The organism is Nocardioides lacusdianchii (genome assembly GCF_020102855.1).
GTDB classification, from domain to species: domain Bacteria; phylum Actinomycetota; class Actinomycetes; order Propionibacteriales; family Nocardioidaceae; genus Nocardioides; species Nocardioides lacusdianchii.
On sequence record NZ_JADHZD010000013.1, the window covers coordinates 85,568 to 109,067 of the forward strand.

The following is a 23,500-nucleotide window of genomic DNA, read 5'->3' on the forward strand; positions in this document are numbered from 1 at the left end:
GTGATGGTGGCGGTCGGCACCGGGGGGAGCCGGCCGCCACCATCCAAGCACCAGGCCGATGCGGCCAGGACGGACGAAGCCGATGCACGTACCCGACGGATTCCTCGACGCACCGACGTCGCTGGCCACAGGCGTGGTCGCCGCGACCGCGGTCGCGGTGTCGCTGCGCGCCGCCCGGCGCGAGCTCGACGACCGTACGGCGCCCATGGCGGGCCTGGTCGCGACCTTCGTCTTCGCCGCCCAGATGATCAACTTCCCCGTCGGTGCCGGCACGAGCGGGCACCTGATGGGTGGCGCGCTCGCGGCCGTGCTCGTCGGGCCCTGGACGGCGGTGCTGTGCCTGTCGGTCGTGCTCGTCGTGCAGGCGCTGCTCATGGCGGACGGCGGCATCACCGCCATCGGGACCAACATCTCCCTCATCGGGATCGTCACCGTCGCGGTCGGCTGGGGCGTGTTCGTCCTGCTGCGCAAGGTGCTTCCCGCCCGGATCTCCATCGTGGCCCCGGCCGCCGCAGCAGGTGCGCTGCTCAGCGTGCCGGTGGCCGCGCTGGTCTTCACCGGGCTCTTCGCCATCGGCGGCAACGCGCCCGTCGACCTCGCCGCCGTGACCGCGGCGATGCTGGGCTGGCACACCGTGATCGGCATCGGTGAGGCCGCCGTGACGGGACTCGTCGTCGCCAGCGTCGTCGCCGCGCGCCCCGACCTCGTCCACGGTGCGCGCCCGCTCCTGGCCGAGCGCGTCCTCGAGACCCGCGCGGCGGTGACCTCGTGAGCCGCCGCCGCTTCTTCGTCGTGGCTCTCCTGGTGAGCCTGCTCGTCGCCGGTGTCGCGAGCTACTACGCCAGCTCGCACCCCGACGGCCTGGAGTACGTGGCCGAGCAGACCGGCTTCATCGACTCTGCCGAGGACTCCGCCACCAGCGACAGCCCGCTCGCGGACTACCAGACCACCGGCATCGACGACGCCCGGCTCAGTGGCGGGCTCGCGGGGGTGGTCGGGGTCGTGGTGATGCTGCTGTTGAGCACCGGGCTCTTCTGGCTGATCCGGCGCCGCGACGGCAGCGACGCCACCCACGACTCGAGGGCCTGATGGGCGCCGGGCACGGGCACCGCCTCCACTTCCACGGCCACAGCGCCGTCCACCGGGCCCCCGCGCACCTGAAGGTGCTGGCCCTCCTGGGCTTCATGCTGGTCGTGGTCGCGACCCCGCGCGAGGCGTACGCCGTCTTCGCGCTGTGGGCAGTCGTCCTGCTCGGCGTGATCGCCCTGTCGCGAGTGCCCCTGACCTACCTGCTGCCGCGGATGGTCGTCGAGGTGCCCTTCGCGATCTTCGCGGTGCTGATGCCCTTCATCTCCCACGGCCCGCGCACCGAGGTCCTCGGCCTCAGCGTCTCCGAGCCGGGCCTGGTCGCCGGCATCGCGCTGCTCGTCAAGGGCAGCATCGGCGTGCTGGCCTCCCTCACCCTCGCCGCCACCACCGAGCCGCAGGACCTGCTGCGCGGCCTCCAGCGGCTGCGGATGCCCGACCTGGTCGTGCAGATCATGGGCTTCATGATCCGCTACCTCGACGTGGTCACCGCCGAGCTCGGCCGGATGATGACCGCCCTGCGCTCGCGCGGCTGCGACCCGCGCTCGCCGCGCCACTGGCCGGTCCTCGCGCGGTCGCTGGGGGCGCTCTTCATCCGCTCCTACGAACGCGGCGAGCGGGTGCACCTCGCGATGCTGTCGCGCGGCTACGACGGCTCCCTCCCGCAGGCGGGGGAGGCGCGATGAGCGTCCCCGTGCTCGAGGTCCACGACCTCGCCTTCGCCTACCCCGACGGCCACCAGGCGCTCTTCGGCGTCGACCTCCACGTCCACCGCGGCGAGCGGGTGGCGCTCCTCGGTCCCAACGGCGCGGGCAAGACCACCCTGGTGCTCCACCTCAACGGCATCCTCGCTGCCGGTCGCGGCACGGTGTCCGTCAGCGGCCTGCCGGTCGCCAAGGAGCACCTCAAGGAGATCCGGCGCCGCGTCGGCATCGTCTTCCAGGACCCCGACGACCAGCTCTTCCTCGGCACCGTCCGCCAGGACGTCGCGTTCGGCCCGGCCAACCTCGGCCTCAAGGGTGCCGCGCTGGACCGCCGGGTGATGGAGGCGCTGGACCGCGTCGGCATGGCCGACTTCGTCGACCGCCCCCCCCACCACCTGTCCTACGGCCAGCGCCGCCGCGTCGCGGTCGCCACCGTGCTGGCGATGGAGCCCGAGATCCTCGTGCTCGACGAGCCGTCCTCCAACCTCGACCCCGCCTCGCGGCGCGAGCTCGCCGACATCCTGCGCAGCCTCGACGTGACGGTGCTGATGGTCACCCACGACCTGCCCTACGCCCTCGAGCTGTGCCCGCGCAGCGTGGTGCTGAGCAGGGGAGTGGTGGTGGCGGACCGCCCGACGCTGGAGGTGCTGACCGACGACGAGCTGATGGGTGCCCACCGGCTCGAGCTGCCGTGGGGCTTCGACCCCCGGCGCATTGATAGCCTGCCCGCGTGACCCAGGACATGCGCGCGCTCGAGCGCGAGATCGAGGAGACGCGCCAGCGCCTCGCCTCGACCATCGACCAGCTCGCCCACCGCGCCCACCCCAAGACGATCGTCGGACGCCAGGTGACGACGGTGAAGTCGCACTTCGTCGAGCTCGACTCCGGCGCCCCGCGCACCGACAACATCCTCAAGGTCGCCGGTGCCGTCGTCGGCGTCGTCGTCCTGCTCGCCGTCGTCCGCAAGGTCGCCCGCTGAGCACCGCCCCGATCAAGATGCTGCACGACCGCCTGCTGGTCGAGGTCGACCAGGAGGCGGGCGAGCGGCGCTCCTCCGGCGGCATCGTCATCCCCGCGACCGCGGCGATGGGTGCGCGGCGGCTGGCCTGGTCGCGGGTGATCGCGGTCGGACCGCACGCCCGCGCCGTCGAGGTCGGCGACCGGGTGCTCTTCGACCCCGAGGACAAGGCCGAGGTCGAGGTGCAGGGCGAGGTCTACGTGGTCATGCGCGAGCGCGACGTCCACGCGGTCGCCGCCGAGCGCCTCGAGGCCGGCTCGACCGGGCTCTACCTCTGACTGCGCCGCCGATCGCCACCCAGGAGGGCTGATGGGATACCTCGTCAAGCAGTCGCACCGCGCTCCGGCCAACGGGCCCGCGCCGGCCGACGAGTCGCTGCCGCGCGCGTGCGTCATCGGGGCCGGCTCGTCGGGCATCGCCGCCGCCAAGCACCTGCACCAGGCCGGCGTGCCCTTCGACTGCTTCGAGATGGGCAGCGACATCGGCGGCACGTGGGTGCTCGACAACTCCAACGGCCAGTCGGCCTGCTACGACACCCTCGAGATCAACACCTCGTGCGAGCGGATGGCCTACTCCGACTTCCCGATGCCGGCCGACTACCCGGCCTACGCGCGCCACGACCAGGTGCGCGCCTACTTCGAGCAGTACGTCGACCACTTCGGATTCCGCCACACGATCACCTTCGACACGACCGTCGAGGACGTCTCCCGGACCGCGGACGGACGCTGGGACGTACGCATCAGCGGGCCCGACGGCACCGCGACCCGCACCTACGACGCCGTGCTGGTCGCCAACGGCCACCACTGGGACGCGCGGTGGCCCGAGCCCGCCTATCCCGGCACCTTCGACGGTGAGCAGATCCACGCCCACGACTACCGCTCCGGCGACCAGCTCGACGGCCGTGACGTCGTCGTGGTCGGGGCCGGCAACTCCGCGATGGACATCGCCGTCGAGGCGTCCTTCCGCGCGCGTACGACGACGTGGTCGGTGCGGCGTACGGAGTGGGTGCTGGGCAAGTGGTTCCTCGGCAAGCCCAGCGACCAGGGACTGCTGCCGCCCGGCTGGGTGCCGTGGTGGGTCACTGCGTTGCGGCTGCGGATCGGGGCGACGGTGGCCGGCGGCAGCATGGAGGAGTACGGCCTGCCCCGGCCGCAGCACTCGCCCGGCCAGTCCCACCCGGTGCAGTCGGAGCGGATCCGCGAGCGCCTCGCGGCGGGCGCGGTGACCGCGTGCCCGGCGATCGAGCGGCTCGACGGTGACCGGGTCGTCTTCGTCGACGGCACGAGCGCGCCGGCCGACCTCGTCGTGTGGGCCACCGGATACCGCGTCACCTTCCCGTTCCTCGACCCCACGTTGGTCTCGGCGCAGGACAACGACCTGCCGCTGTGGAAGCGCACCGTGCACCCCGACCTCCCGGGCCTCTACTTCCTCGGGCTGCTCCAGCCGCTCGGCGCGGTCATGCCGCTCGCCGAGGCCCAGGCGGCGTGGATCGCCGAGACGCTGCGCGGCGACTACGTGCCGCCGTCCGCCGGCGTCGTACGCCGCCAGATGGCCGCCGAGCACCGGCGCGACACCCGCCAGTTCTACGACTCCCCGCGCCACACGATGGAAGTCGACTTCGACCACTACCTGTGGGACCTCGCGCGCGAGCGCAAGAAAGGACGTGCCCGTGCTTCGTCGTAGGATCGCCGGCCTCGCGCTGCGCGCCGCCCGCTGGAAGGCCGTCGGCGACGTGCCCGAGCGCGGCGTGCTGGTGGGCGCACCGCACACCTCCAACTGGGACTGGGTGCTCACGATGCTCCTGGCCTGGCGCTACGGCATCACGATCCGGCTGCTGGTCAAGCAGGAGCTCTTCGTCGGCCCGCTGGGCTGGCTGCTGCGCCGCACCGGTGCGGTCGAGCTGGACCGCAAGAACCCGGCGGCCACCATCAAGGAGCTGCTGGCCGAGTCCGAGGGCGGCGACCCGTGGCTGATCGGCATCGCCGCGGAGGGCACCCGCTCGCGCGGCACGCATTGGAAGTCCGGCTTCTACCGGATCGCCCGGCAGACCGGGCTGCCGATCACGCTGGCCTTCATCGACACCCCCTCGCGCACCGTCGGCTGGGGCCCCACGTTCCACCCCACCGGCGACGTCACCGCCGACATGGACCTCGTCCGCGACTTCTACGCCGACAAGACCGGCTTCCGGCCGGAGAACTTCACCCCGCCGCTGTTGCGCGAGGAGGGCTGAGACCCGTCCGTCCACGCTTCCCGGGGCCGGTGTGTCCGCTATCCGAAAGGGTGTGGGCCACTTTCCGCGAGAGCCGGAGATGGCTAGGTTGAAAGTCCCAAACGAAGGGAGCATGACATGGCTTTGCTGCTGTGGATCCTCGCCGTCATCCTCGTGGTGTCCGGCATCGTCTCGCTGATCCGGGGCCAGATGCTGTGGGGAATCGTCCTCATCATCATCGGCCTGCTGGTCGGCCCCGGTGGGGTCAGCATCTTCACGTAGGCCCCCATCAGGGAATGAACGCAGGGAGTCGGTCCGTCAGGACCGGCTCCCTCGCGCGTCCGGGGTGGCGCGTCAGTCCGGCGGAGGGGGTGGGGTCGGGGCGCCGCGGGGCGCGGCGATCTTCGTGGCCAGGGTGCGCTCGGGCGCGCCCTTCGCCTCGCCGGCCGCAGCGTCGCGGACCGCGCGGTGGGGCGCCGGGTCCCACCCCGTGTCGACCACGCGCTTCTGCCACAGGATCGCCGCGCCCAGGATGGCGGCGCCGACCAGGACGATGAGCGGGATGCCGGCGGCGCCGAGGAGCGCCGGGTAGCCGGTGGCGATGCCGACCCAGCCGAAGTCGGTGTCGCCGAACGTGGTGTTCGCGTCGCCGAAGTCGCCCAGCACCTCGAGCAGGAGCGCCGGGAGGAACGTGATCATCAGCCCGTTGAGGAAGCCGCCGACGACGGCACCGATGCGCCCGCCCGAGGCGTTGCCGTAGACGCCGGCGGCGCCGCCGGTGAAGAAGTGCGGAACCAGGCCGGGCAGGATGAGGGCCAGGCCGAGCCACGGGTTGAGCCACAACGACAGCACGGCCAGCCCGATCAGCCCGCCGGTGAAGCTCGAGAGGAACCCGATGAGCACGGCGTTCTGGGCGTAGGGGAAGACGATCGGGGCGTCGAGGGCGGGGATCGCTCCGGGCACGGCCTTGTTCGCGATGCCCTGGAAGGCCGGCACGAGCTCGGCCAGGATGGTCCGGACGCCGAAGAGGATGACCGCGACGGCGACACCGAACTGGAGCCCCTGGGTGACCGACTGCATGACGTAGTCGCCGACCCCGGTTGCGCCGCCCTCGAACGCCGCGAAGGCGGTCTCCTGCCCGCGCCGGGCCAGGAACGTGACCGCGAGCACGACGTACATGATCACCATCGACAGTGCGGTCGCGACCATCGAGTCGCGCAGGAAGCGGAGCGACTCGGGCAGCCGGAGGTCCTCCGTGGAGCGGCTGTTGCGCCCGATCCGGGCGCCCACGGCCCCGGCAGTGACGTAGGCCGCGGTGCCGAAGTGGCCGATGGCGATGCTGTCGTCGCCGGTGATCCGACGCGTCCACGGGTGGGCGAAGGCCGGCAGCGACACCATGAGGATGCCGAGGATGACGCCACCGAGCCCGACGACGAGGGCGGGTGCGTAGTCGGCGGAGGCGAGCACGATCGTGAGCAGGGTCGCCATGAACAGCATGTGGTGCCCGGTGAGGAACACGTAGCGCAGGGGCGTGAACCGGGCGAGCAGGAGGCTCACCGCGAAGCCGAGGATCATCAGCCACGAGACCTGCGCGCCGTACTGCTCCTGGGCGATGCCGGCGATCGCCTCGTTGGTCGGCACGACGCCCTGGGCCCCGGTCGCGCCCTCGATCATGAGCCCGAGGGGCGTGAGCGAGGCCACGACCAGGGTGGCTCCGGCCCCGATCAGCAGGAAGCCGAGCGTCGCCTTGAGGGCGCTGCCGACGACCTGGCCGACGGGTCGGCGCAGAGCTGCGAGCCCCGCTGCGGTGATGATGCCGATGAGGAAGGCCGGGACGCTGAGGACCTCGTTGACGAGGAACTGCGCGGCGCTGAGGAGCCAGTCCATGTCGATCTCCTTGCTGCCTCTAGATGTCGTACGACGCGCGGAGGGCTGCGTCGATCTCGCGCTGGCTGGTGAAGTTCTCGATCACGACGACCGGTACGCCGACGTCCCCGAGCGCACGGGCGATCTCGCCCGAGGTGAGGATCAGGTCGGCGTCCTTGGCCTTGCCGCGCGCCGAGACGGTGTCGGTCGCCTCGACCGTGATCAGCCGGCCCCAGCCCCACCGGTCCAGGACCTGCTCGAGGGTGTTCTTCAGGAACAGGCTGGTGCCGAGCCCGTTGCCGCACACGGTGAGGATGTGGTCGCGGGTGCGGCCTGCACCTCCACCTGCGGGGGGCGCAGGCTCGGCGCCGTCGGACGGGGCGGCGGCAGCAGCAGCAGCGGGGGAGTCGTCCCCGCGCAGGATGGCGTGCACCTCCGCCGGCGTCGTCGCCGCGTCGAGCGAGGCGCGCAGCGAGGTGTCGGTGAGCACCGTCGCGAGCGAGGCCATCGCCTGCTGGTGCGTGGAGCTGTCGGTGGCCGCCAGCGCGACCACGAGGGTGACGGGGTCGTTGGCCTTGCTCCCGAACTCCACCGGGGACGCCAGGCGCACCCACGACATCCCGGTCCGGTGCACGGCCTCGGAGGGCCGGGCGTGGGGGAACGCGAAGCCCGGGGCGAGCACGATGTAGGGCCCGTTCTGGTGCACGCTGTCGACCATCGCCTGGGTGTACGCCGACTCGGCGATGCCGGCCGACTCGAGCAGGCCGCCCGCGAGGCGGATGGCGTCCTGCCAGTCGTCGGCCTCCTCGTCGAGGGCGATCGTCTCGTGGGTGAGGAGGTCGCTCAGCGCCGTCACGTGCGCGCCTCCGCCGCGAAGGCCCGGAGCACGTAGTCCTCGGCGGCGTGGTTCCAGATGTCGTCCCGGTCGGCGCAGAGCCGCGCCAGCCGCTCGAAGCGGGGATCGTGGCGGCCGAGCTCGTCGAAGTCAGCGATGGCCGTGAGGTCCATGTCGATGTGCGGGTAGATGAGGATCTTTCCTCCGGTGAAGGTCGGCAGGTCGGACAGCGCGTCCGGCACGGCGTCCAGCCCACCCACGTGCGTCACCATGCGCGACGGGTTGATGGCGCCGGACGCGGACAGCTCCAGGCTCTCCTCCATGTCGCTGCGGGAGCCCCCGGAGGTTCCGACGAGGTGGGTGCTCTCGTAGTGGATGTTGTAGAGGTTCAGCGAGGCGGAGAACTCCCGGTCGGTCGGGCCGGCGAAGAAGTTCAGGCAGCCGTCGTGGGCGAGGATCGCGTCGCCGGCCTCGACGAGCTGCGTGATCGCCGCGAACACGACGACGTCGTCGAAGCCGTCCGGGGAGATGGCGCGCAGCAGCTCCACGGTGTCCTGGCCGCTGGCGTCCACGACCTCGAAACGGCACCCGCGCCGCTCGGCCTCCTCCGCGGGGAAGAGCCGCCGGAGCCGGTCCAGCCGCTCCGGGTCGACGTCGACCGCCACGATCAGGCTGGGCGTGAACGGCCCGTTGAGGGCGTAGTCCAGCGCCCCGATGCCCATCGCGCCGCCGCTGCCGAGCAGGGCCAGGCGCCCGCCCGGCCTGAGGCCCATCTGGTGCTCCCACACCAGCGGCTCGGTGTGGTAGTTGGACCGGAAGGCGCCGATGATGCACGACATCGGCTCGGCGAGAGATCCGTTGGCGTAGTAGCCGTCGTCGTACGGCAGCACGCAGCCCTTCTCCACCGCGATCGCCGGGACGATGCAGTAGGTCGCGTCGCCGCCGAAGTGGGGATAGCTGTAGCCCGGGGACCAACCGCTCGGCAGGCCCATGGTGGGCAGGATCGCCACGCTCTGCCCGACGGTGAAGCGGTCCGCGAGGTCGTCCCCGACCTCCTCGAGCACCCCGGCGAACTCGTGGCCGGTGATGACGGGGTCCGTCGAGATCGTGTCGGGGACGCGCTTGTGCTCGCTGCCCAGCGACATGGCCTTGTAGGTCGAGAGGCACATGCTGCTGCTCACGACCCGCAGCAGCAGCTCGTCGGGCCCGATGTCGGGGAGGCCGAACTCGCTCACGGCCACCTTGTGGGTCCCGTGGATGCGGGCCGCCCGGGTGAGGCGTCCGTGGTCACTGGTCGGCATCGCTGGTGGTCCTCTCGGTCAGGCGGTCGTTGAGCGTGTCGAGTGCGGGGTCGCCGAGGTAGCTCTGGATGGTGACGATCTCCACGTCCGGTCGCGCCGCCTTCGCCCGGCGGGCGAGGTCCTGGTGCACGACGACCAGGTCGGCGTCGCTCGGCACGGACTCGATCGCTGCGTGGGTGACGGTGATGTCGTCGCGGCCGGCCTGGCGCAGCCGCTTGCCGAAGGCGCTGGCGCCCATCGCGCTGCTGCCCATGCCGGCGTCGCAGGCGAAGACGATCCGGCGTACGTCGCTCGCGCCGGCGTCGCTGCCCGAGCCGCCCATGGCGCCGGTGAGCACCGCGCTGCCCTCGGCCTTCATCGCCCGGGAGCGCTCGGTGTGCTCCTCCAGGCCCGACTCGTCGTCGTCCGCGTTGCTCCCGAGCTTCAGGATGGCAGCCGTGATGACGAAGCTGACCGCGGCCGCGACGAGGACGCCAGCGATGACGCCGACGTGGTCGCCGGGGGGAGTGAGGGCCAGGTAGGCGAAGATCGAGCCCGGGCTGGGGCCGGCGGTGAGGCCGACGCCGAAGGCCATGAAGGTCGCGATGCCGGACGCACCGCCGGCGATCATCGCGATGATGGTGGACGGCTTCATGAGCACGTAGGGGAAGTAGATCTCGTGGATGCCGCCGAGGAAGTGGATGATGATCGCTCCCGGCGCGCTGTCGCGGATCACCCGGTTGTGGCCGAAGAGCCAGAAGGCCAGCAGCAGGCCGAGGCCCGGCCCGGGGTTGGACGCCACCATGAAGAAGATCGACTTGCCCTCGTCGGCGGCGACCTGCAGTCCGAGCGGGTAGTAGATGCCCTGGTCGATGACGTTGTTGAGGAACAGGACCTTGGCCGGCTCGTTCAGCAGCGAGAGCAGGGGGAGGGCGCCGGTGTCCACGAGCGCGTTGATCCCGCGCAGGAGCTGGTCGTTGAGCGCGCTGATGACCGGTCCGATGACGCGGTAGGTGGCCACGATCAGGCCGAGGCCGAGGAACCCCAGGGTGAAGTTGTTGACGACCATCTCGAAGCCGGAGCGGATCCGGGGTGCGAGGACGCGGTCGACCTGCTTGATGAGCCAGGCGCTGAGCGGGCCCATGATCATGGCGCCGAGGAACATGGGGATGTCGGCGCCGACGATGAGGCCGATCGTGCCCACCGCCCCGGCGACGCCGCCGCGATGCCCGTGCACCAGCTTGCCGCCCGTGAAGGCGAGGAGCAGCGGCAGCACGTAGGTGATCATCGGCTCGACGGGCTCGGCGAGGTCCTCGTTGGGCAGCCAGCCCGTGGGGATGAACAGTGCGGTGAGCAGGCCCCACGCGATGAACGCCCCCACGTTGGGGATCACCATCGCGGTCAGGAACCCGCCGAACGCCTGGATGCGTGCGCGCAGGCTCGTCCCGGACTCGGCCGGGAGGCCGCCGTCGATCGATTGACTCATCACATCTCTCCTTGCTGGATGGATCCGTCGGCCTGGACCACCAGCGTCAGGTCGACCTTGCTGAAGTCGGAGGAGCCCATGACCCGCTGCACGTTGAGCCGGTCACTGCGCTCGTAGAAGTCCTCGGCCTGGGCCGGGGAAAGGCCGCCACGGACCTTCCGCTCGACGAGGCGATCGCGCAGCAGCGCGGGATCGGCCGTGAGGAGGACGACGTAGTGGGCGTGGTCCGCGAGGTCGCGCCAGCCCGGCTCGTCGAGCAGCAGCCAGTTGCCCTCGACCACCACCAGGTCGGCGCTGAGCGGGTGCGTGCCCGCCACCACGTCGTGCACGCGGCGGTCGTACGTCGGCCACACCACGTCCTGGTCGGCCGAGGCGGCGAGGTGCTGGGCGAGGCCCTCGACGTCGAAGGTCTCCGGCGCACCCTTGACGGAGCTGAGCGGGACCGTCCCGCGCGAGGTGCGCAGGTGGTGCGACTCGAGGTGGCGCTGGGGGAGGTGGAAGCCGTCGATGCCGACGACGTCCACCGCGGTGGGCGTCGGGCGGGCGGCGGAGGCGTCGGCCAGCACCGCGGCCAGCGTCGACTTCCCGACTCCGGGAGGCCCCACCAGGAAGACGAACGCCCGTCGCGAGGTGCGCGGACGCGCGGCCGCCTCGTCCAGTGCGGGGAGCAGCGTCTCCTCGACCAGCCGTCGGTCGACGTCGACCTCCACCTCCAGGCCGTTCACGAGCATCTCGGCGAACCTCCATGCGCTCATTTGAGCATTGCTGCACGTTTGAGAGTGACATGGATTACAGCACTGCTCCGCCGGCCAGTCAAGGGCGCGCTGACGAGCACCCGGCCGACCGCGTGGCGGTCTCGGGGTGCGGGGAGCCTCTGCTCGGCAGGGGCTCGGCGGTGGGTCCGTGCCGGGTCAGCGAGGGGGCAGGCGCAGCAACGCCGCGGCTGCGCGGTCGTCGGTGACGAGGCTGCTCAGGAGCCCGGAACGGCAGACCGCGGCGATGGCGTCGGCCTTCTCGGCCGAGCCCGCGACGGCCATCACGCGGGGCGATCGCCTCAGCTCGTCGGCGCTCACCGAGATGCGGCGGCGGCTCAGGTCGGTCTCGATGACCGAGCCGTCCGCGCGGAAGAAGATGCCGGCGACCTCGGCCACCACGCCCTCGCGCTCGAGCTCGGCGCGCTCGTGGTCCCGCAGCAGCGGTCCGAGCTGGGTGATGGGCGGGTCCCACGACCCGACGGCCACCACGGCGAGGGAGAGGTCGGCGTAGCGGCTGAGCGCGGCCTCGATCGAAGGATCGCTCCGGAAGGTGTCGGCGGCGCCCTCCGAGGCGGCGAAGAGGGGCGCGAAGACGGCCACGGCCTCGACGCTGGACCTCCCGCTGATGCGGCGGATGACCTCCACGGGGGACTGGCGCAGGTCGTTGCCGACGGTGCCGGTCAGCTGGATGACGGTGCTCGGTGGGAGCGCCGGGAGCTCCTCGCCGATGGCCACGAGCGTCCGGCCCCAGGTGAGGCCGAGGACGTCGCCCTCGCGGATGCTGCGTGCGATGCGGGGCGCCGCGGCCCGGGCCAGGCGACGCCTGTTGTCGTCACCGGTGTCGCCGGCCGTGACGACCACGCACTCGTCGAGACCGAGGTGGGCGGCCAGGTCGGCGGACAGCGCGTCGCGCGGCTCGTCGCGGTCGTGGATCTCGATCGTCACCACGCCCTGCTCGCGGGCCTGCTGGAGGAGCCGGGCGACCCGGAAGCGACTGATCGAGAACTCGTCGGCGAGCTCGGTCTTGGAGGCGTCCTCGAGGTAGAAGCGGCGTGCGATCGACGACAGCAGCCGCCACTGCGCCTCGTCCATCCGGGACCCCCGCCTGCTCGTGCCTCGTCCGACGACAGAAGGCCAGGTCCCGGTCGGGGCCTGGCCTTCGTCGAGTGGTACGCCATCAGGGACTCGAACCCCGAACCCGCTGATTAAGAGTCAGCTGCTCTGCCAATTGAGCTAATGGCGCGTGCGGTGAAGCGAGGAAAACCTTACCCCGTGTCGACCGTTGGGCGAAATCGAGGTCAGAGCTCGGCGAGCACGGCCTGCGCGGCGTTGTGGCCGCCGAGCCCGGAGACCGCACCGCCACGACGCGCGCCCGACCCGCAGAGCAGCACCGAGTCGTGCCCGGTCTGCACGCCCCACTGCTGGGCGGGGGTGTCCAGCCGCGAGCGGTTGGGCGCCCACGGCCACTCGAGGTCGCCGTGGAAGATGTGCCCGCCGGGCATGGCGAGGTCCTTCTCCACGTCCTGGGGGACCTTGGCCTCGATGCACGGGTTGCCGTCGGAGTCGCGGGCCAGGCAGTCCTCGATCGGCTCGGCCAGCACCGCGTTCAGCGAGGCGAGGGCGCGCTGCACGGCCACGTCGCGGGCGGACGGGTCTGCGTCGAAGAGCGCGGCCGGGGTGTGCAGGCCGAAGTAGGTCAGCGTGTGCGCCGAGCCGGCCCGCTCGCCCAGGATCGAGGGGTCGCTGAGGCTGTGGCAGTAGACCTCGCCCGGCAGCGGGTCCGGCACCGAGCCGCCGGCCGCGGCGGCGTACGCCTGCTCGAGGCGGCTGTAGTCCTCGTCGAGGTGGAGGGTGCCGGCGAACGCGACGGCCGGGTCGGCGCCGGAGCGCAGCGCGGGCAGCCGGTCGAGCAGGAAGTTGATCTTGAGCTGCGAGCCGGCGGGCTTGCTCGCCGCGTCCTCTCCCTCGCCGAGCAGGATGCGCAGCACCCACGGCGCGACGCCCGACAGCACGCGGCGACCGGTGACGGACCGGTCCCGGGTGCCGTCGTGGAAGGTGACCTCGGCGCCGTCGGGGCCGGGCGTGATCGCGCTGACGCCGGCGTCGGTGATGATCTCCGCGCCGGCCTCGACCGCGGCCCGGGCGAGCGCGTCGGTGACCGCGCCCATGCCGCCGACCGGCACGCGCCACTCCCCGGTGCCGTTGCCGATCAGGTGGTAGAGGAAGCAGCGGTTCTGGATGAGCGAGGGGTCGTCCATGGAGGCGAAGGTGCCGATGAGCGCGTCGGTGGCCACGACCCCGCGCACGGTGTCGTCGGCGAAGCGCGAGGCGATCGCGCGTCCGAGCGGGTCGGTGACGACGTCGGTCCAGATCCGGTCGTCGACGAGGGCACGCACGTCGCGCTCGAGCGGCAGCGGCTGCATCAGGGTGGGGGCGACGACCTCGGCGAGCTGACCGACCTCGGCGTAGAACGCCTGCCAGGCGGCGTACTCCTCGTCGCTGCCGGTGAGCTCGCGGAACGACGCACGCGTCGCCTCGCCCTCGGGGCGCTCGACCAGCAGGCCGCCGGAGCGTCCGTCGCGCGCCCAGGGGGTGTAGGACGCGGTGGTGCGCGAGGTCAGGCGCACGTCGAGCGCCAGGTCGGCCATCAGCTGCTCGGGCATCAGGCTGACGAGGTAGGAGTAGCGCGAGAGACGGGCCGGCTGGCCGGCGAAGGGCTCGATGGAGACGGCAGCGCCTCCGGTGTGGCCGAGGCGCTCGAGCACGACGACCGAGAGGCCGGCGCGTGCGAGGTAGGCGGCGCTGACCAGGGCGTTGTGGCCGCCGCCGACCACGACGACGTCATAGGTGCTGTGGGTGCCGGAATTCACCGACCCAACGTAGACCCTGACGCCGCCGCCGGGCCCTTTGCCGCGGGCCCTCGGGCCGAACGGCCCTTCGTGGCCGGCTCGGAGCGGCGAAGAGTGGAGGTGCGGGCCCACCGCGCCGCGCCACCCAGGAGGACGCCATGACCGAGAGCACAGCCATCCCCGCCAGCATCCCCGCCAGCACCCCCGTCATCGTCGTCGGGGTCGGCCCCGAGGAGGTGGAGTCGGCGCTCGACTTCGCCGCCGAGGAGGCGATCCGCGCGCGCTGCGGCCTGCACCTGGTGCACGCCGTCCACGTGTCGCCCCCGGGACCGGAGAACGCCCTGCTGACCGCGGTCGACGTCGAGAAGTGGGGCCGCGAGGTCCTCGACCTCGCCGTCAAGCGCGCGGAGGACCTGGTCGACGGCGCCGTGCCGGTGACCCACGAGCTGCACCGCGGGGCACCCGTCCACGTGCTGGTCGAGGCGGGCCGCTCCGCGCGGATGGTCGTGCTCGAGCACCGCCACCTCTCGCGGCTCTCGCGCATCGTGAACCGCACCGTCGCCGGAGGTGTCGCTGCCCGGCTCCCCGTGCCGGTCGTCGCCGTGCCGAGCGGCTGGACGCCGACGGACGGCCCGAAGGTCGTCGTGGCCGGCGTCGACGTGCCCGAGCGCTCCGACGAGGTGCTGCGCACCGCCGTCGCCGAGGCGCACGCCCGCGGCGCGTCGCTGAAGGTCGTGCACGCCTGGTCCTGGCCGGCGTACGACGCGGAGGCAACGTCGTACAACGACGAGCGCCAGCGCTGGTCGGACCGCTCGCGCGCCGAGGTGCGCGCGGCGCTCGACCGGCTGGGCGATGAGTCGGTGGCGATGGAGGCCGACGTCGAGGTCCACCCCGGACGCGTCATCGAGGCGATCCTGGGGGCCTCGGAGGGCGCCGACCTGCTGGTCATCGGGCGCCACGACCCTCTCGTGCCGGTCGGCTCGCACATCGGACCTGTGGCCCGGGCCGTGCTGCGCGAGGCCGCGTGCCCCGTGCTCCTCGCGAACCCGCGACCGCACCGGGCGGTCTACCACCCCTGAGGGTCTTCAGCCGACCCGGCCGCGTCGGGATCCCCGGTCAGCCGGGGATCCCCGAGGTTGTCAGGCTCTGCAAGGCCTGACAACGTACGGGAGAGCCGGTCAGCCGGGGATCCCGAAGCCGGGGGAAGGCCTCAGCCCTTGCCGAAGAGCCGGGAGAGGAAGCCGCTGCCGGAGCCGGCGGCCTGCTTCTCCGCAGCAGAGTGCTGGCCGTTGCACCACTCCTTGGCGGGGACGCCGGCGCGGACCTGCCCGACGTGCTGGCCGCAACCGGCCCAGGTGGTCTTGCCGCAGGTCTTGCATCGCACTGCTCGGCACATGTGGATCTCCTTCTGTGGGGGTGATGGGGTGGGAATCGCCTCAGACGAGTGCGGGGAGTGCGGTGGCCGCGGTCCAGGCGGCGACGACCAGCACGAGGGCGGTGAAGGCGGCCGAGAGCCGGCGGGTGTCGATGTGTGCCGCGAGGCGCGCGCCGGCGACGGCGGCCAGGGCGGCGGCGACGGTGAGGGCGGCCACGAGGGTCCAGTCCGGGCCGGCGCCGGCCCCGGCACGTGCTGCGAGGGCGACGGTGCTGGTGATCGTGATGACCACGAGCGAGGTGCCGGCGGCGAAGTCGATCGGGAGGCTGAGCGCGACGAGGAGGGCGGGGACGACCAGGAAGCCGCCCCCGACCCCGAGGAAGCCGGTGAGCAGGCCGACGGCGGTCGCGGTGACCAGCACCTTCAGCGCACGCGGGCACTGGCAGGCGAAGGTCGGGCCGAAGGTGATGATCGGGTCGTCGAAGCCGCTCGGACGCTCCGACGGGCCGTCGGAGCCCCGACGACCCCGCCACTGGCGTACGGCCAGCAGCACGCCGACCCCCAGCATCAGCACGGCGAAGGCACCGAGCAGCACGGGCTCGGCGACCAGCGTCGAGGCCCGCGCCCCGGCGACGGCGCCGCCGGTCGCGACCAGCCCGAAGGTCAGGCCGCGCGCCAGCAGCACGTTGCCGGAGCGGTACGCCGTCAGCGCGCCGGCCAGCGACGTCACCGCCACCACCACCAGGGACCCGGTGGTCGCCTGCGCGGGCCCCTGGCCCAGGGCCACGAGCACCGGGACGGCGAGGATGGAGCCGCCACCGCCGAGCGCGCCCAGGCTGAGCCCGATGAGTGCGCCGGCGACGACGGCCATCCCGACGGTGGTGGCGAGCATCACGCCTCGGGCCCCGCCAGGACCAGGTGGAGGCCGACCTGCTCGGCGTTGTCGAAGGAGTCGTCGATGGCCACGAGGGTGCGACCCGCTGCATCGAGCATCGACGCGGCCACCGACGCGCGGTAGCCGCCGGCGCAGTGCACCCAGACCTCGCCCGCGGGCACCTCGTCGAGGCGGTCCATGAGCTCGTGCAGCGGGACGTTGACGGCGCCCGCGATCCGGGCCGCGTCGTGCTCGTCGGCACGGCGTACGTCGAGGACGACGACCTCGCGGTGGTGGCGCACCTGGGCCAGGTCGGCGAAGGTCGCGGTGGGGAAGGAGCTCAGCGGCTGGTCGCTCCAGTCCTCGGGCTTGCCGGTCGCGTGCGCGGCAGGGCGGTCGATGCCGATCCTGACCAGCTCGCGCTGGGCCTCGGCCACGTCCTCGGGGCTCTCGCCGAGCAGCGTGACCGGGGTGCCCCAGCTGATGAGCCACCCGAGGTAGGTCGCGAAGCCGCCGTCGAGCCCGAAGTTGAGCGTGCCGGGTGCGTGCCCGGCGGCGAAGGCAGTGCGGTTGCGCAGGTCGACGACCCACTCGCCGTCCTCGATGCGGCGGCGCAGCTCGACGGCGTCGGCGAGCCCGGGCGGGCTGAGGTCGGGCTCGGACGGCCCGGCGGCGTTGGCCGGTGCCATGTGCGCGTAGTAGGCGGGCCACGCGCCGAGGCCGGCCAGGAGCTCGTCGACGTAGGTCTGCTCGTCCTGGGTCAGCACCGGGTTGGCCTGCTTCTCCTGCCCGATCGTCGAGGAGGTCGCGTCGGACTGGGTGGCCGAGCAGAACGAGCCGAAGCCGTGGGTCGGGTAGACCTCGGCCTCGTCCGGGAGCAGGTCGGCGAGCCGGTGCGCCGAGGCGTGCTGGTGGTGCACCAGGTCGTGGGTGTGCTCGGGGCCGAGCAGGTCGGGACGACCCGTCGCGCCGAAGAGCAGCGAGCCTCCGGAGAAGACGCCGACGGCCCGGTCGAGGCCGTCCTCGCCGCGACTGCCGGCGTCGGTCAGGGCGTAGGAGAGGTGGGTGAACGTGTGGCCGGGGGTTGCCAGCGCAGTGATGCGCATCCGTCCACCCACCTCGACGACCTGTCCGTCCGCTACGGGGGTGCGGGTGAAGGACACGTCGTCCTCGCCATTGACGAGGTACTGGGCACCGGTGCGCTGCGCGAGGGCGAGGCCACCGGTGACGTAGTCGTTGTGGATGTGGGTCTCGAAGACGTGGGTGAGGCGCACGCCGTGCTCGTCGAGCAGGGCCAGCACCCGGTCGATGTCACGCTGCGGGTCGACCACCAGCGCCACCTCGCCGTCGTGCACGAGGTAGCTGCGGTCGCCGAGCGTCGGGGTCTCGACGGCGATGACGGTGAGGTCGGACATCACAGACCCACCCCCACGGCGCGACCGGAGGCGATCCAGGCCTGCGTGCCGCCGGCCACCGACACCGCGTCGAAGCCCTGGGCCACGAGCAGGTCGGTCATCGCCTTCGAGCGGTTGCCGGAGGCGCAGATGACGTGCACGCGGGACGAGCGGTCGATCTCGCCGAGGCGCGAGGCGAGCTGGCCCATCGGCACCAGGACGGCGCCGGGCACGTGGGCCTGGGCGTACTCCACGCGTTCGCGGACGTCGACGGTCGTGCCGTGGTCGCGCTCGCTGGCGTAGTCCTCGATCGAGATCTCGGGCGTCTGCTGGGACATGCGATTCCTCTCCTGGGAGTGGGTCCGGGCTGTTGGGACATACCCTAGGGGGTATCGGATCGAAACACAAAACACCCCCGGGGGTATGCTGGGAGAACCGCGGCCCTCGCCGCCCTGTCCGCCCCGCCCGAGGAGAACCGATGGAGCTCGACCCGACCCAGATGACGCCGGTCATCAACCGCATCAAGCGTGCCCAGGGGCAGCTCGCCGGCGTGCTGCGCCTGCTCGAGGAGGGGCGCGAGTGCGAGGACGTCGTGACCCAGCTCGCCGCGGTGTCCAAGGCGCTCGACCGCGCCGGCTTCGCGATCGTGGCCAGCGGGCTCCAGCAGTGCCTGGCCGAGGGCGACGGCGTGGACAGCGTGGACGTCAAGAAGATGGAGAAGCTCTTCCTCTCCCTCGCCTGATCGTGGCCAGACCCGCCGTCACCCGTAGTGTCGGTCGGCGGGAGAGGGAGGCACGACATGAGGGAACGACTGAGGAAACGCATCGACGACCGGCTCGGCGACCCGATCTTCTGGAACGACGTCCTGCAGCTGGCCAAGACGGTGCTGGCCGCGGTCGCGGCCTGGGTGATCGCAAAGAGTGTCCTGGACCTGCCCCAGCCCTTCCTGGCGCCGTGGGCCGCGCTGCTGGTGGTGCACGCGACCGTCTACCGCACCTTCTCCAAGGGCACCCAGCAGGTCGCCGCGACCGTGGTCGCGGTGCTGCTGGCCACCGCGGTGGGGGAGTCCTTCGGGCTCTCGACGTGGGCGGTCGCGCTGCTCCTGGTGCTCGCCCTGCTGCTCGGCGCCGTGCCGTGGCTGGGCGCCGAGGCCACGACGATCGCCACCACCGGGCTCGTGGTCCTCACCACGGGCTTCGAGAGCGACACGCTGCTCATCTCGCGGCTGATCGACACGGCCATCGGCGTGGCCGTCGGCCTGCTCGTCAACGTCATCGTGTGGCCTCCGCTGCGTCGGCGTACGGCGGCCGAGGCGATGGACCGCATCGACGACGGGATCGGCGAGCTGCTGGTCGACATCGCCGGAGGACTCGGCGACGGGTGCCAGGACGAGGACGTCACGGGCTGGATCGACCGCACCCGCGACCTGGACGGCGACCTCGACAACGCGTGGGCCCTGGTGCGACAGGCGCAGGAGAGCGCCCGGATGAACCCGCGTCGCTCGGCACGCGAGATGAAGAACCCCGAGCAGTGGCACGAGCTGCTGCGCCGCATGGAGCAGGCCGTCGCAGAGACGCGCAGCCTGGCGCGCACGCTCGGCGGCCAGCAGGCGCACCGCGAGACCTGGGGCGAGGCGTTCGCCGACCCGTGGATCTCGATGCTGGGCGACGCCGGCCGCGCCGCGGGCGAGGCCGACCCCGCGGCCCTCACGGACGTACGCCGTCGCCTCGAGGCCTTCACCGAGGAGCTGCGGGCCACCGAGCGCTCCCCGGAATGGCCGATCTACGGCGCGCTGATCATCAACCTGCGCAACATCGTCGACGCCATGGGCAAGGTGGCCGAGGCGAACCCGATCCGCGGGAACCGGCTTCCCCTGCAGGTCCCGCAGATCCGGGGGAGCGCGGCACCCGGCTGAGCCGGAGACGGATCGAGCCCCCGACCGATGCGGTCGGGGGCTCGATCTGACTGGGGTGAGTAACGGGACTTGAACCCGCGACATCCGCCACCACAAGGCGGCGCTCTACCAGCTGAGCTATACCCACCATGCCTGCTCGCCGAGAGGCGAGGACGACGAGAAGTGTAGGGCAATCAGGCCTCGGAGCCGGAATCGGCCCCCGTGTCGGGACCGAGGCCGGTCAGCTGGCCTCCGTGGCGGGCCGCGATCTCCTTGGCCTGGGCGCTGTCGGGGCCGGGCTGGGGCACGAAGACGGCCTCGCGGTAGTAGCGCAGCTCCTCGATGCTCTCCTGGATGTCGGCGAGCGCGCGGTGGTTGCCGCGCTTGGTCGGAGCGGAGAAGTAGGCGCGGGGATACCACCGCCGCGAGAGCTCCTTGATCGAGGAGACGTCGACGATCCGGTAGTGCAGGAACGACTCCAGCCCGGGCATGTCGCGGGCGAGGAACGCGCGGTCGGTCGCGACCGTGTTGCCGGCGAGCGGCGGACGGCTGCCGTCGGGGCAGTGCTCCTTGATGTAGGCCAGCACCTGCTCCTCGGCCTCGGCCAGGGTCGTGCCGCTGGCGAGCTCCTCGAGCAGGCCGGACTTCTCGTGCATGCTCTGCACGAACTCGACCATCTGGTCCAGCGCCTCCTGCGAGGGCTTGATGATCACGTCGACGCCCTCGCCCAGGACGTTGAGCTCGAAGTCGGTGACCAGGGCCGCGACCTCGATCAGCGCGTCGGCGCCCAGGTCGAGGCCGGTCATCTCGCAGTCGATCCACACCAATCTGTCGTTCACGGTCGGCACCCTACCCACCGCTGCCCGCGCGGCCCTCTCAGCCTCGATTCAGGCTGACCTCCTAACCTCAGGGGTGTGAAGGACTGGTTCGGGCTCGTCGCGCGCCTGGTGACGGGCGGCGTGTGGATCGTGGCGGGGGCGCTCAAGCTGCCCCACCCCGACGAGAGCGTGCGCGCCGTACGCGCCTACGACCTGCTGCCTGAGGCGATCGTCCCGGCGGTCGGTCACCTGCTCCCGGTCCTCGAGGTGGTCATCGGGCTGTGCCTGGTGCTCGGGGTGGTGGTGCGCGGGACCTCCGTGGTCTCGGCGCTGCTCTTCGTGGCCTTCATCATCGGGATCGCCAGCGCGTGGGCGCGGGGGATGTCGATCGACTGCGGCTGCTTCGGCGGCGGCGGTGAGATCCCCGACGCGGCCGCCAAGTATCCGGGCGAGATCGCCCGCGACGTCGGTCTCCTCGCCCTGAGCCTCTGGCTCGTGGTGCGGCCCGCGTCGCGCCTGGCCCTGGAGAACGTCCTGTTCCCCACCTCGACCACAGACGACACCGACGACGACATCCCCGACGACGAAGGAAGCCTCCATGGCGCAGAAGAAGACCTCGCACAGGACCGCTGAGGAGAAGGCGGCGACGCAGGCCAAGCGGGAGGCGCGCCGCGCGCGCACCGAGCGGGCCCGCGCCGAGGCCGAGGAGCGCCGCAAGGCCGCCAAGCGCAAGGAGCAGCTCACCCGCGCCGGCCTGATCGCCGGTGTGCTCGTGCTGGTCGTCGGCGGCTTCTTCCTGATCACCAACCTGGGCTCGGACAAGCCCGACACTCCGCCCGCAGGTGCCACAGACTCCTACGGCCTGCGCATCGGCGAGGCCGACGCGCCCAAGGAGATCGTGGTCTACGAGGACTTCCTCTGCCCCTTCTGCGGCCAGCTCGAGCTGACCGTGCGCGACCAGCTCGACGCCGCGGTCGAGGCCGGCGAGGTGAGCGTGGAGTACCGCCCGCTTGGCTTCCTGGAGGGGATCGACGACTACTCGCCCGAGGCGGCCAACGCGTTCGCGGTGGTCCTCGACGAGTCCGGTCCCGAGGTCGCCAAGACCTTCCACGACCTGCTCTTCGACAACCAGCCGCCGGAGTCCGGCCCCTTCCCTGACGCCGACGACCTCGTCGACCTCGCCGTCGAGGCGGGCGCGACCGAGGCCGACGTACGTCCCGGCATCGAGGACATGGCCTTCGAGGGCTGGGTCGACGCCGCCAACGACGCCGCCTCGCGCGAGGGTGTGAACTCCACGCCGACGGTGCTCGTCGACGGCGAGGTCGTCGAGGGCGAGACGCTGCAGGAGATCGCCGCCCAGATGGTCGGTTGAGGTCTCTGCGACACTGCGGGGCGTGAGCCTCGCACCCTTCATCGCCGGCCTGCCCAAGGCCGAGCTCCACGTCCACCACGTCGGGTCGGCGTCGCCGCGGATCGTCTCCGAGCTCGCGGCACGCCACCCCGACGCCGGGGTCCCCTCCGACCTGGAGGAGCTCCGGGACTTCTTCATCTTCCGCGACTTCGCCCACTTCATCGAGGTCTACCTCGCGGTCGTCGACCTCATCCGCACGCCCGAGGACATCCGGCTGCTGACCTACGAGGTCGCGCGCGAGATGGCGCAGGGCCAGAACCTGAGGTACGCCGAGCTCACCTGCACGCCGTACACGTCCGTGGCCCGCGGCATCGCCATCGAGGCCTACACCGAGGCCATCGAGGACGCGCGCGTCGCGGCGGAGCGCGACTTCGGCCTGGTGCTCCAGTGGATCTACGACATCCCCGGCGAGTCGGGCGTCCCGGCCGCCGACGCGACCCTGGCGTACGCCCTCGAGCACCGCACCGACGCCCTGGTCGGCTTCGGCCTGGGCGGGCCGGAGATCGGGGTCCCGCGCGCGCAGTTCGAGCCGCACTTCACCACCGCCCGGACCGCCGGCCTGCACTCGGTGCCGCACGCGGGGGAGACCACCGGGCCGGACACGATCTGGGAGTCCGTGCGCCTGCTGGGCGCCGAGCGCATCGGTCACGGCTGCTCGGCCGCGGAGGACCCGGAGCTGCTGGCCCACCTCGCGCAGACGGGCGTCGTGCTCGAGGTCTGCCCGACGTCCAACATCGCGACCCGCGCGGTCGACCGGATCGAGGACCATCCGCTGCGCACGTTCGTCGACGCGGGCGTCACGGTGACGATTAACTCCGACGACCCGCCGATGTTCGCCACGACGCTGAACAACGACTACGAGGTCGCAGCCGGGCTGCTCGACCTCGACGAACGCGGGGTCGCCGACCTGGCGCGTGCGGCCGTCGACGCGTCCTTCGCCCCCGCCGAGGTGAAGGCGCGCATCGCCGCCGAGATCGAGGCGTACGCCGCCGACACGAGCCGCCCGACGGCCTGACCGGCGTGTCGGGCCCGACACGCCGGGCACCCTGAGAAAGCCCGCTCGGGCCCTTGCGCGGCACCCGCCGCAGGCGTAGAACGGAGGTGTCGGAAGGACTTCGGTCCAGAAGACATCGAAGCCCCACCAACTCATACTTGGTGGGGCTTCACCTATTTCTCGCGCGGGACGTTCGTCGGGTCGAGCGCTGCCAGCAGGACCAGCAGCGCGGCGAGGCCGGCGAGGACGCTGATCACGGTCAGCAGTCCGGTCCCCAGGTCATCCACCATCGTCGTGCTCCATCTCGCGGTTGCAGGAGACGTGGTCGTACCCGGTCGCGGCACACCCATGAGTCGACTTCACCCCTGGGAGGGGGCGTCGGGCCCGGCGGCGGAGAAATGTGTGCGGCCCCGCTACCTCATACGTGGCGGGGCCTGGTCACATCCTGCGGCGGTGGGGAGCCGCTGCGGTGGAGGGTCGCCGTGTGTCGCTGATGACTTGCGACATCACATGGCGCCCCCGGCAGTGTGTTGGTTCAGGACATCGGAATGGGGTGTCTCAGGACATCGGAATAGGGATGTCTCACGACATCGGCATGGCGTCGTCACAGGCTGGTGCGCCCACCCGAGGCTGCGAGGTGTCGAAACGTCGC

27 protein-coding genes and 2 tRNA genes are annotated in these 23,500 nt (G+C 72.0%); 15 read left to right on the forward strand and 14 right to left on the reverse strand.

Annotated elements, in window-relative coordinates; translation table 11 throughout:
- Positions 1–82 precede the first annotated feature (82 nt).
- From IRX98_RS17175 to IRX98_RS17215, 9 genes are all read left to right on the forward strand, one after another.
- Positions 83–772, forward strand: coding sequence for an energy-coupling factor ABC transporter permease (locus IRX98_RS17175; RefSeq protein ID WP_224278822.1), 690 nt, complete (start codon positions 83–85; stop codon positions 770–772).
- The gene (locus IRX98_RS17180) at positions 769–1,089 is read left to right on the forward strand and encodes a PDGLE domain-containing protein (protein ID WP_224278824.1); all 321 of its coding nucleotides are present in this window, start codon (positions 769–771) and stop codon (positions 1,087–1,089) included. Before IRX98_RS17175 ends, IRX98_RS17180 begins: the two co-directional genes overlap by 4 nt.
- A complete protein-coding gene (gene cbiQ, locus IRX98_RS17185) occupies positions 1,089–1,772 on the forward strand; it encodes a cobalt ECF transporter T component CbiQ (protein WP_224278827.1) in 684 nt (227 codons plus the stop codon). Before IRX98_RS17180 ends, cbiQ begins: the two co-directional genes overlap by 1 nt.
- Positions 1,769–2,524 (forward strand): energy-coupling factor ABC transporter ATP-binding protein, encoded by a 756-nt coding sequence (locus tag IRX98_RS17190; RefSeq protein WP_224278829.1) that lies wholly within the window; start codon positions 1,769–1,771, stop codon positions 2,522–2,524. Before cbiQ ends, IRX98_RS17190 begins: the two co-directional genes overlap by 4 nt.
- A complete protein-coding gene (locus IRX98_RS17195) occupies positions 2,521–2,769 on the forward strand; it encodes a DUF3618 domain-containing protein (protein ID WP_207082198.1) in 249 nt (82 codons plus the stop codon). The genes IRX98_RS17190 and IRX98_RS17195 overlap by 4 nt, the downstream gene beginning before the upstream one ends.
- Before the next feature lie 17 nt (positions 2,770–2,786).
- On the forward strand, positions 2,787–3,086 hold the full coding sequence (locus IRX98_RS17200; RefSeq protein ID WP_207082197.1) for a GroES family chaperonin: 300 nt from the start codon (positions 2,787–2,789) through the stop codon (positions 3,084–3,086).
- Between the two features lie 31 nt (positions 3,087–3,117).
- Positions 3,118–4,491, forward strand: a complete 1,374-nt coding sequence (locus IRX98_RS17205; RefSeq protein WP_224278831.1) for a flavin-containing monooxygenase — start codon at positions 3,118–3,120, stop codon at positions 4,489–4,491.
- On the forward strand, positions 4,478–5,038 hold the full coding sequence (locus IRX98_RS17210; protein WP_224278832.1) for a 1-acyl-sn-glycerol-3-phosphate acyltransferase: 561 nt from the start codon (positions 4,478–4,480) through the stop codon (positions 5,036–5,038). The genes IRX98_RS17205 and IRX98_RS17210 overlap by 14 nt, the downstream gene beginning before the upstream one ends.
- Before the next feature lie 117 nt (positions 5,039–5,155).
- Positions 5,156–5,299 carry a GPGG-motif small membrane protein gene (locus tag IRX98_RS17215; protein WP_207082194.1) on the forward strand — a complete coding sequence of 48 codons (144 nt, stop codon included), beginning with the start codon at positions 5,156–5,158 and terminating at the stop codon, positions 5,297–5,299.
- A 72-nt stretch (positions 5,300–5,371) separates the two neighbouring features.
- Here IRX98_RS17215 and ulaA read toward each other — a convergent pair whose 3' ends face one another.
- The 8 genes from ulaA to IRX98_RS17255 form a co-directional block, all read right to left on the reverse strand.
- The gene (gene ulaA, locus IRX98_RS17220; protein ID WP_308045308.1) at positions 5,372–6,904 is read right to left on the reverse strand and encodes a PTS ascorbate transporter subunit IIC; all 1,533 of its coding nucleotides are present in this window, start codon (positions 6,902–6,904) and stop codon (positions 5,372–5,374) included.
- Positions 6,905–6,923: 19 nt separating this feature from the next.
- Positions 6,924–7,739, reverse strand: a complete 816-nt coding sequence (locus IRX98_RS17225) for a PTS sugar transporter subunit IIAB (RefSeq protein WP_224278834.1) — start codon at positions 7,737–7,739, stop codon at positions 6,924–6,926.
- On the reverse strand, positions 7,736–9,019 hold the full coding sequence (locus IRX98_RS17230; protein WP_224278836.1) for an alcohol dehydrogenase catalytic domain-containing protein: 1,284 nt from the start codon (positions 9,017–9,019) through the stop codon (positions 7,736–7,738). The genes IRX98_RS17225 and IRX98_RS17230 overlap by 4 nt, the downstream gene beginning before the upstream one ends.
- Complete coding sequence (locus tag IRX98_RS17235) at positions 9,006–10,484, reverse strand: PTS mannitol transporter subunit IIBC (protein ID WP_224278838.1); 1,479 nt, start codon at positions 10,482–10,484, stop codon at positions 9,006–9,008. The genes IRX98_RS17230 and IRX98_RS17235 overlap by 14 nt, the downstream gene beginning before the upstream one ends.
- Positions 10,484–11,239 (reverse strand): nucleoside/nucleotide kinase family protein, encoded by a 756-nt coding sequence (locus IRX98_RS17240; RefSeq protein ID WP_224278840.1) that lies wholly within the window; start codon positions 11,237–11,239, stop codon positions 10,484–10,486. The genes IRX98_RS17235 and IRX98_RS17240 overlap by 1 nt, the downstream gene beginning before the upstream one ends.
- A 156-nt stretch (positions 11,240–11,395) precedes the next feature.
- A complete protein-coding gene (locus IRX98_RS17245; RefSeq protein WP_224278842.1) occupies positions 11,396–12,331 on the reverse strand; it encodes a sugar-binding transcriptional regulator in 936 nt (311 codons plus the stop codon).
- A gap of 75 nt (positions 12,332–12,406) precedes the next feature.
- Positions 12,407–12,482: transfer RNA gene (locus IRX98_RS17250), tRNA-Lys, on the reverse strand.
- Between the two features lie 55 nt (positions 12,483–12,537).
- Positions 12,538–14,109 carry a phytoene desaturase family protein gene (locus IRX98_RS17255; protein ID WP_224278844.1) on the reverse strand — a complete coding sequence of 524 codons (1,572 nt, stop codon included), beginning with the start codon at positions 14,107–14,109 and terminating at the stop codon, positions 12,538–12,540.
- Between the two features lie 137 nt (positions 14,110–14,246).
- Between IRX98_RS17255 and IRX98_RS17260 the strand changes: the two genes are divergently transcribed.
- The gene (locus IRX98_RS17260; RefSeq protein WP_224278845.1) at positions 14,247–15,167 is read left to right on the forward strand and encodes a universal stress protein; all 921 of its coding nucleotides are present in this window, start codon (positions 14,247–14,249) and stop codon (positions 15,165–15,167) included.
- A 131-nt stretch (positions 15,168–15,298) separates the two neighbouring features.
- On the opposite strand, the gene IRX98_RS17265 is transcribed toward IRX98_RS17260, so the two are convergent.
- From IRX98_RS17265 to IRX98_RS17280, 4 genes are read right to left on the reverse strand one after another with little or no spacing between them, the layout of a single operon-like run.
- Complete coding sequence (locus tag IRX98_RS17265; protein ID WP_224278846.1) at positions 15,299–15,484, reverse strand: DUF8730 family Cys-rich protein; 186 nt, start codon at positions 15,482–15,484, stop codon at positions 15,299–15,301.
- Positions 15,485–15,524: 40 nt separating this feature from the next.
- Entirely contained in the window at positions 15,525–16,355 is an 831-nt protein-coding gene (locus IRX98_RS17270; RefSeq protein ID WP_224278847.1) for a sulfite exporter TauE/SafE family protein, read from the reverse strand.
- Positions 16,355–17,752: an MBL fold metallo-hydrolase gene (locus IRX98_RS17275; RefSeq protein ID WP_224278848.1), complete on the reverse strand. Its 1,398-nt coding sequence runs from the start codon at positions 17,750–17,752 to the stop codon at positions 16,355–16,357. Before IRX98_RS17275 ends, IRX98_RS17270 begins: the two co-directional genes overlap by 1 nt.
- The gene (locus tag IRX98_RS17280) at positions 17,752–18,069 is read right to left on the reverse strand and encodes a rhodanese-like domain-containing protein (RefSeq protein WP_224278849.1); all 318 of its coding nucleotides are present in this window, start codon (positions 18,067–18,069) and stop codon (positions 17,752–17,754) included. The genes IRX98_RS17275 and IRX98_RS17280 overlap by 1 nt, the downstream gene beginning before the upstream one ends.
- A gap of 140 nt (positions 18,070–18,209) precedes the next feature.
- Between IRX98_RS17280 and IRX98_RS17285 the strand changes: the two genes are divergently transcribed.
- Together IRX98_RS17285 and IRX98_RS17290 are read left to right on the forward strand one after the other, a co-directional pair.
- Complete coding sequence (locus IRX98_RS17285; RefSeq protein WP_224278850.1) at positions 18,210–18,473, forward strand: metal-sensitive transcriptional regulator; 264 nt, start codon at positions 18,210–18,212, stop codon at positions 18,471–18,473.
- A 57-nt stretch (positions 18,474–18,530) separates the two neighbouring features.
- Positions 18,531–19,646, forward strand: a complete 1,116-nt coding sequence (locus tag IRX98_RS17290; protein WP_224278851.1) for an FUSC family protein — start codon at positions 18,531–18,533, stop codon at positions 19,644–19,646.
- Positions 19,647–19,697: 51 nt separating this feature from the next.
- Here the strand turns inward: IRX98_RS17290 and IRX98_RS17295 are convergent.
- Together IRX98_RS17295 and orn are read right to left on the reverse strand one after the other, a co-directional pair.
- A tRNA-His gene (locus IRX98_RS17295) sits at positions 19,698–19,773 on the reverse strand.
- 46 nt (positions 19,774–19,819) lie between these two features.
- Positions 19,820–20,464: an oligoribonuclease gene (gene orn, locus IRX98_RS17300; RefSeq protein WP_224278854.1), complete on the reverse strand. Its 645-nt coding sequence runs from the start codon at positions 20,462–20,464 to the stop codon at positions 19,820–19,822.
- A 75-nt stretch (positions 20,465–20,539) separates the two neighbouring features.
- On the opposite strand from orn, the gene IRX98_RS17305 reads away from it, so the two are divergent.
- Genes IRX98_RS17305 through IRX98_RS17315 form a run of 3 tightly spaced genes read left to right on the forward strand, consistent with a single transcriptional unit; the run spans position 20,540 to position 22,869 of the window.
- Positions 20,540–21,076 carry a MauE/DoxX family redox-associated membrane protein gene (locus IRX98_RS17305; protein ID WP_224278856.1) on the forward strand — a complete coding sequence of 179 codons (537 nt, stop codon included), beginning with the start codon at positions 20,540–20,542 and terminating at the stop codon, positions 21,074–21,076.
- The gene (locus tag IRX98_RS17310; protein ID WP_224278858.1) at positions 21,042–21,815 is read left to right on the forward strand and encodes a DsbA family protein; all 774 of its coding nucleotides are present in this window, start codon (positions 21,042–21,044) and stop codon (positions 21,813–21,815) included. The genes IRX98_RS17305 and IRX98_RS17310 overlap by 35 nt, the downstream gene beginning before the upstream one ends.
- Positions 21,816–21,837: 22 nt before the next feature.
- Positions 21,838–22,869: an adenosine deaminase gene (locus IRX98_RS17315; protein ID WP_224278860.1), complete on the forward strand. Its 1,032-nt coding sequence runs from the start codon at positions 21,838–21,840 to the stop codon at positions 22,867–22,869.
- Positions 22,870–23,500: the final 631 nt, after the last annotated feature.

Coding starts and splice junctions, on each gene's coding strand:
- IRX98_RS17175 (WP_224278822.1), top strand. CDS start 83: ATGCACGTACCCGACGGATTCCTCGACGCACCGACGTCGCTGGCCACA.
- cbiQ (WP_224278827.1), top strand. CDS start 1,089: ATGGGCGCCGGGCACGGGCACCGCCTCCACTTCCACGGCCACAGCGCC.
- IRX98_RS17190 (WP_224278829.1), top strand. CDS start 1,769: ATGAGCGTCCCCGTGCTCGAGGTCCACGACCTCGCCTTCGCCTACCCC.
- IRX98_RS17200 (WP_207082197.1), top strand. CDS start 2,787: ATGCTGCACGACCGCCTGCTGGTCGAGGTCGACCAGGAGGCGGGCGAG.
- IRX98_RS17205 (WP_224278831.1), top strand. CDS start 3,118: ATGGGATACCTCGTCAAGCAGTCGCACCGCGCTCCGGCCAACGGGCCC.
- IRX98_RS17215 (WP_207082194.1), top strand. CDS start 5,156: ATGGCTTTGCTGCTGTGGATCCTCGCCGTCATCCTCGTGGTGTCCGGC.
- ulaA (WP_308045308.1), bottom strand. CDS start 6,904: ATGGACTGGCTCCTCAGCGCCGCGCAGTTCCTCGTCAACGAGGTCCTC.
- IRX98_RS17230 (WP_224278836.1), bottom strand. CDS start 9,019: ATGCCGACCAGTGACCACGGACGCCTCACCCGGGCGGCCCGCATCCAC.
- IRX98_RS17235 (WP_224278838.1), bottom strand. CDS start 10,484: ATGAGTCAATCGATCGACGGCGGCCTCCCGGCCGAGTCCGGGACGAGC.
- IRX98_RS17240 (WP_224278840.1), bottom strand. CDS start 11,239: ATGAGCGCATGGAGGTTCGCCGAGATGCTCGTGAACGGCCTGGAGGTG.
- IRX98_RS17245 (WP_224278842.1), bottom strand. CDS start 12,331: ATGGACGAGGCGCAGTGGCGGCTGCTGTCGTCGATCGCACGCCGCTTC.
- IRX98_RS17260 (WP_224278845.1), top strand. CDS start 14,247: ATGACCGAGAGCACAGCCATCCCCGCCAGCATCCCCGCCAGCACCCCC.
- IRX98_RS17265 (WP_224278846.1), bottom strand. CDS start 15,484: ATGTGCCGAGCAGTGCGATGCAAGACCTGCGGCAAGACCACCTGGGCC.
- IRX98_RS17270 (WP_224278847.1), bottom strand. CDS start 16,355: ATGCTCGCCACCACCGTCGGGATGGCCGTCGTCGCCGGCGCACTCATC.
- IRX98_RS17275 (WP_224278848.1), bottom strand. CDS start 17,752: ATGTCCGACCTCACCGTCATCGCCGTCGAGACCCCGACGCTCGGCGAC.
- IRX98_RS17280 (WP_224278849.1), bottom strand. CDS start 18,069: ATGTCCCAGCAGACGCCCGAGATCTCGATCGAGGACTACGCCAGCGAG.
- IRX98_RS17285 (WP_224278850.1), top strand. CDS start 18,210: ATGGAGCTCGACCCGACCCAGATGACGCCGGTCATCAACCGCATCAAG.
- IRX98_RS17290 (WP_224278851.1), top strand. CDS start 18,531: ATGAGGGAACGACTGAGGAAACGCATCGACGACCGGCTCGGCGACCCG.
- IRX98_RS17310 (WP_224278858.1), top strand. CDS start 21,042: ATGGCGCAGAAGAAGACCTCGCACAGGACCGCTGAGGAGAAGGCGGCG.